The organism is Agromyces sp. P1_H4 (genome assembly GCF_056405255.1).
Map to the genome: position 1 here is coordinate 1 of NZ_JBFUCL010000326.1, position 4,266 is coordinate 4,266.

Here is a 4,266-nt window from a genome sequence, read left to right on the forward strand (position 1 = left end):
GTTCACGTGCGCGCCGGTGTCGTCGGCGATGGCGAGGAGCGAACGACGCGCGCGGGAGCCGAGCGCGAGGTCGGTGACATCCGCCCGGCTCGTCGCGCCGATCGCCGAGTCGACGGCCGCCATGAGGCCGCCGAAGGCGACGAGCACGAAGGCTGCGCCGAGGAAGAGCCAGGGCTGCATGGTCAGCGGCGTCGCTCCTGCATGGTGAAGCCGACGAGGATGTCGCGCTGGATGCCGAACATCTCCTTCTCCTCATCGGGCTCCGCGTGGTCGAACCCGAGCAGGTGCAGGATGCCGTGCGTCGTGAGGAGCAGCAATTCGTCGAGCAGCGGATGCCCCGCGGTGCGCGCCTGCGCCTCGGCGACCTGCGGGCACAGCACGACGTCGCCGAGCAGTCCGGGCGGGGCCGGCTGGTCTTCAGTGCCCGGACGGAGCTCGTCCATGGGGAAGCTCAGCACGTCGGTGGGACCAGGCTCGTCCATCCACTGCACGTGCAGCTGCTCCATCGCGCCCTCGTCGACGAGCACGATCGCGAGCTCGGCGTCGGGGTGCACGTGCATCGCGTCGAGCGCGTACACGGCCAGCCGCTGCAGGGCGGCTTCGTCGACCTCGACGGCGGACTCGTTGTTGACCTCGATGCTCACGCGCGGTGCTCCTCTTGGGCGATCACTTGGACTTCCGCGGCAGGTGGTCGCGGGGCGCGGAGCCGCGGCGCTCTGCACGGTTGGCGAACTCGCGTGCCTGGTCGCGCTCGAAGCGCTGCGCCTGGGTGCGCTGGTCGTACTCGGTGTAGGCGTCGACGATGCGGCCGACGAGGCTGTGGCGCACCACGTCGTCGCTCGTGAGCCGTGCGAAGTGGATGTCGTCGACGTGGTCGAGGATGCGGGTGACGAGCCGGAGCCCGCTTGCGCCGCCGGGGAGGTCGACCTGGGTGACGTCGCCGGTGACCACCATCTTCGAGCCGAACCCGAGCCGGGTGAGGAACATCTTCATCTGCTCGGGCGTGGTGTTCTGGGCCTCGTCGAGCACGACGAACGAGTCGTTCAGGGTGCGGCCGCGCATGTAGGCGAGCGGCGCCACCTCGACGGTGCCGGCCGCGAGCAGCTTCGGCACCATCTCGGGATCCATCATCTCGTTGAGCGCGTCGTAGAGCGGCCGCAGGTAGGGGTCGATCTTGTCGGTGAGGGTGCCGGGGAGGAATCCGAGCCGCTCACCCGCCTCGACGGCCGGGCGGGTGAGGATGATGCGGTTCACCTCCTTGCGCTGCAGTGCCTGCACGGCCTTCGCCATGGCGAGGTAGGTCTTGCCGGTGCCGGCCGGGCCGATGCCGAACACGATGGTGTTCTCGTCGATCGCGTCGACGTACTGGCGCTGCCCCTCGGTCTTCGGGCGGATGGTGCGCCCTCGGGCGGAGACGATGACCTGTCCGAGCAGCTCGGACGGCTTGGCGTTGGGATCGGCTTCGAGCATGCGGGCCGAGCTCCTCACTTCGGTGGGTGTCGGGTCCTGGCCGGCTCTGACGAGCTCCAGGAGTTCTTCGATGAGGCGGCGGACGCGCAGGCGGTCGTCGGCAGCGCCCCGGATGGTGATCTCGTTGCCGCGAACGTGCACCTCGACGCCGGGGTGCTCGCGCTGGATCGTGGTGAGCAGCCGGTCCTGCGGGCCGAGGAGTCGCACCATGGCGATGCCGTCGATGCGGAGGCGCTCCTCGTCGTCGTGGAGCGGCTGCTCGGCGGCCGCCTCTGAGCCCTGCGCGTCAGCCGGCAAGCGAACCCTCCTCGAGGCCGCCCGCGAGCACGTGCGCGTGCACGTGGAAGACGGTCTGCCCGGCTCCGGCGCCGGTGTTGAACACGAGCCGGAAGTCGCCGTCGGCGAGGTCGTCGGCGATCCCACGTGCGACGGCGACGAGCTCGGCGAGCAGTTCGGGGTCGCCCTCGGCGAGCTCTGCCACGTCGCGGTAGTCGCCCTGCTTGGGCGTGACGATCACGTGGACGGGTGCCTTCGGCGCGATGTCGTGGAACGCGATCACCCGGTCGGTCTCCGCCACGATCTGCGCGGGGATCTCACGGGCGGCGATGCGCTCGAACAGGGTCGGCTCCGCGGCGGACTGGGTCATCTGCCCATCGTAGCGACGGATGCGTCACCACCGCCCGAGGGTTGCGTTCAGCACCGCGATGGCCGCGGGGCCGGCCGTGGAGGTGCGCAGCACTGAGGCCCCGAGCCGCACGGGCTCGGCCCCGGCGGCCACGAGCGCCTCGAGCTCGGACGGGGCGATGCCGCCCTCGGGGCCGACGACGAGCGCCAGGTCGCGACCGTCGGGCCGCAGTTCGGTGAGCGCCGTCGTCGCGGTCGGCTCGAGGAGCAGCATCCGGGAGCCCTCGACCGCCGTCGCAAGCGCACCGGTCGCGGTGACGGATGCCACGGGCGGAAGCCATGAGCGGATCGACTGCTTCACGGCCTCGCGCACGATCGTCGCCCAGCGCTGTCGGCCCTTCTCGGCCTTCGGCCCCTCCCAGCGGGACACCGAGCGCGAGGCGGCCCACGGCACGATCGCGTCGACGCCGAGCTCGGTGGCGGCCTGCACCGCGAGCTCGTCGCGATCGCCCTTCGCCAGGGCCTGCACGAGCGTGATGCGGATCGCAGGCGGCTCCTCGACGACGACCTCGTCGGCCTCGAGCGTGAGCTCGCGGGGCCCGGTCGCCGTGACGATGCCGAGCACGCGGATGCCGCGGCCGTCGCCGATCGCGATCCGCTCCCCCGTGCGCACCCGCGACACCGTCACCGCGTGCCGAGCCTCGTCGCCCGAGAGCTGGACGGTCGCGCCGGGGGCGACGGACGCGAGGTCGAGGGACTCGTCGAGGTAGAGGTGGCTCATCGCGGCATCCGTCAGCCGAGGAAGCGGTCGCGGAGCCGCGCGAAGAGGCCCTGCTGGAAGTGGCTGAGCGCCGGGGCGGCCGCCTTCTTCGAGTGGGCGAACTGCTGGATGAGGTCGCGCTCCTTCGAGGAGAGCTTGGTGGGAGTGACGACCTGCACGCCGATCTTCAGGTCGCCGCGACCGGTGCCGCGGAGCTTCGTGACGCCGCGGTCCTTGACGGTGAGGATCTCGCCGCTCTGCAGCCCTGCGTGGAGTTCGACGCGCACGTCGCCGTCGAGCGCCGGGATGGTGGTATCGGCGCCGAGCACCGCGTCGGTCATGGCCACCTCGAGCGTGCAGAGCAGGTCGTCGCCGTTCCGGCTGAACACCTCGTGGTTGCGCACCTTGATCTCGAGGTAGAGGTCGCCGTTCGGGCCCCCGGCGGGGCCTGCCTCGCCCGACCCGGGCATCTGCAGGCGCACGCCGGTGTCGACGCCGGCGGGGATGTCGACCGGCACGGTGCGGCGGGCGCGCACRCGGCCCTGGCCCTGGCAGGTGACGCAGGGCGTGGCGATGACGGTGCCGTAGCCGCGGCAGGTGCCGCAGGGGCTCGAGGTCATGACGTTGCCGAGGAGGGAGCGCACCGCGCGCTGGATCGAACCCGTGCCGTGGCAGATGTCGCACGTGACGGGCGACGTGCCCGGCTGGCAGCACGAGCCGTGGCATGTCTCGCAGAGGATCGCGGTGTCGACCTCGATGTCGCGGTGCGTGCCGAAGATGACCTCCTCGAGCCCCACCTCGACGCGGATGAGCGCGTCCTGGCCGCGTTCACGCCGCGACCGCGGCCCACGGGTCTGCTGGCCGGCGCCGAAGAAGGTCTCGAAGATGTCGCCGAATCCGCCGAAGTTCTGGCCGCCGGCGCCGCCGAATCCGCCCTGCCCGCCGAGGTCGTACTGCTCCCGCTGCCTCGGGTCGGACAGGACGTCGTACGCGTGCGTGACCATCTTGAACCGCTCGGATGCGTCGGCGCCCGGGTTCACGTCGGGGTGCAGCTCGCGCGCGAGGCGGCGGTAGGCCTTCTTGATCTCGTCGGGGGTGGCGTCACGCGAGACGCCGAGGACCTCGTAGTGGTCTGCCACGGAGGGCGTGTCCTTTCGAATTGCCGGATGCCGGTCGGATGCGACGGCAGCGGGGAATCAGCTCTCGCCGAGGGTGCGGGAGAGGTAGCGGGCGACGGCTCGCACGGCCGCCATGCTGTTGGAGTAGTCCATGCGGGTGGGGCCGACGATGCCGAGGCGCGACACGTCGCGGCCGGGGATGGCGAACGCGCTCGAGACGACGGAGGTCTCGCCCAGGCCGAACGAGGCGTTCTCGCGCCCGATGCGCACGGCGACGGCGTGCTCGTCGCCGCC

General features: G+C 71.6%; 5 protein-coding genes and 2 pseudogenes. All 7 read right to left on the reverse strand.

The window, feature by feature from the left end; genetic code table 11:
• Window positions 1–180: pseudogene (locus AC1DY2_RS16300) on the reverse strand (hemolysin family protein); the annotation flags it as partial.
• Between the two features lie 2 nt (window positions 181–182).
• Window positions 183–644, reverse strand: a complete 462-nt coding sequence (gene ybeY, locus AC1DY2_RS16305; protein ID WP_159605275.1) for an rRNA maturation RNase YbeY — start codon at window positions 642–644, stop codon at window positions 183–185.
• Between the two features lie 22 nt (window positions 645–666).
• The gene (locus AC1DY2_RS16310) at window positions 667–1,680 is read right to left on the reverse strand and encodes a PhoH family protein (protein WP_476763373.1); all 1,014 of its coding nucleotides are present in this window, start codon (window positions 1,678–1,680) and stop codon (window positions 667–669) included.
• A 76-nt stretch (window positions 1,681–1,756) separates the two neighbouring features.
• Window positions 1,757–2,116, reverse strand: coding sequence for a histidine triad nucleotide-binding protein (locus AC1DY2_RS16315; RefSeq protein ID WP_476763370.1), 360 nt, complete (start codon window positions 2,114–2,116; stop codon window positions 1,757–1,759).
• Between the two features lie 24 nt (window positions 2,117–2,140).
• Window positions 2,141–2,875, reverse strand: coding sequence for a 16S rRNA (uracil(1498)-N(3))-methyltransferase (locus AC1DY2_RS16320; RefSeq protein ID WP_476763371.1), 735 nt, complete (start codon window positions 2,873–2,875; stop codon window positions 2,141–2,143).
• Between the two features lie 11 nt (window positions 2,876–2,886).
• Window positions 2,887–3,993: a molecular chaperone DnaJ gene (gene dnaJ / locus AC1DY2_RS16325; protein WP_476763372.1), complete on the reverse strand. Its 1,107-nt coding sequence runs from the start codon at window positions 3,991–3,993 to the stop codon at window positions 2,887–2,889.
• A gap of 57 nt (window positions 3,994–4,050) precedes the next feature.
• Window positions 4,051–4,266 (reverse strand): annotated as a pseudogene (locus AC1DY2_RS16330) (heat-inducible transcriptional repressor HrcA); the annotation flags it as partial.